At 62.4% G+C, this 918-nt stretch carries 1 pseudogene; it reads left to right on the top strand.

Annotation, left to right across the window (positions count from 1 at the left end):
- Positions 1 to 918, top strand: a pseudogene (locus ACFQEV_RS19840) (hypothetical protein); the annotation flags it as partial.

Below are 918 nucleotides of genomic sequence, written 5' to 3'. Positions count from 1 at the left end.
GTACGCCGTCCAGAATCACCGTACGTTAGCGCGCCACGAAGAGGAGAACGGGCCGGTCGTCGTCGAGGACGGCAAGACGTGGCTCCTCCACGGGACGCCGCGACAGAAGTACGAACTGCTCAACTTCGAGTTAGAAGTGCTCTCGTACCTCCAAGTCGAACGTGGCCCGCTTCGCGCGGAACTGAAAGCCACGCTCGAATCCGGGGAGACGTTCGAGAAGCCGATTGAACCGAAGGTGTTCAACCGGAAGGACCGCTTCGACGACGAGATACTCGGCGAACGGTTCGGCACGAAGTTCAACATTCCCCAACTCGGGGATAGGACCCCCTTCGTGAAAGACCTCCTCGACGCCCTCCGTATGTGGGTCGACCAGCAGGACGCACCCCACCGTCTCGGAGTTCGGCACATGGGGTTACACGGCGACGAGTTCGCGCTGCCCGGTCGGACGCTCCGCGCAGACGGGTGGGCGGAGGAACCGGAGACGGTGTACCTCGAACGCGAGATAACCCCGGAGAGACTCGTCGAGATGCCGTCGGACACCGCCGAGTACGATTCCTCGTCTGTGGCCGAGATACTGGAGACGGTCCCGTTCACGCGGGACGCCGAGCGGTTGCTCCCGGTTCTCGGGTGGTTCTACGCCGCACCGTTCCGGCCTCTCATCGAGAAGTTCACGGAGAGTGGTGAGTTCAACCACCTCAACGTCACCGGAGACACGGGAAGCGGGAAGACGACGACGCTCTCGTACCTGTGGCGGTGCTTCGGCATGGCCGGCGAACCGTTCTCGGTCGACTCGTCGAACTTCGCGCAGGTGGCGACGTTCTCCTGTACGAACAGCCTCCCCCTGTGGTTCGACGAGTACAAGCCCAGCGACATTTCGTCGTACCGTCTCGACTTCTTCCACAACCTCTACCGGAAGGC

It is taken from the genome of Halopelagius fulvigenes, from assembly GCF_042662625.1.
GTDB classification, from domain to species: domain Archaea; phylum Halobacteriota; class Halobacteria; order Halobacteriales; family Haloferacaceae; genus Halopelagius; species Halopelagius fulvigenes.
Note: the sequence above shows the minus strand (reverse complement) of the source record. Positions and strands in the feature narration are given on the sequence as shown.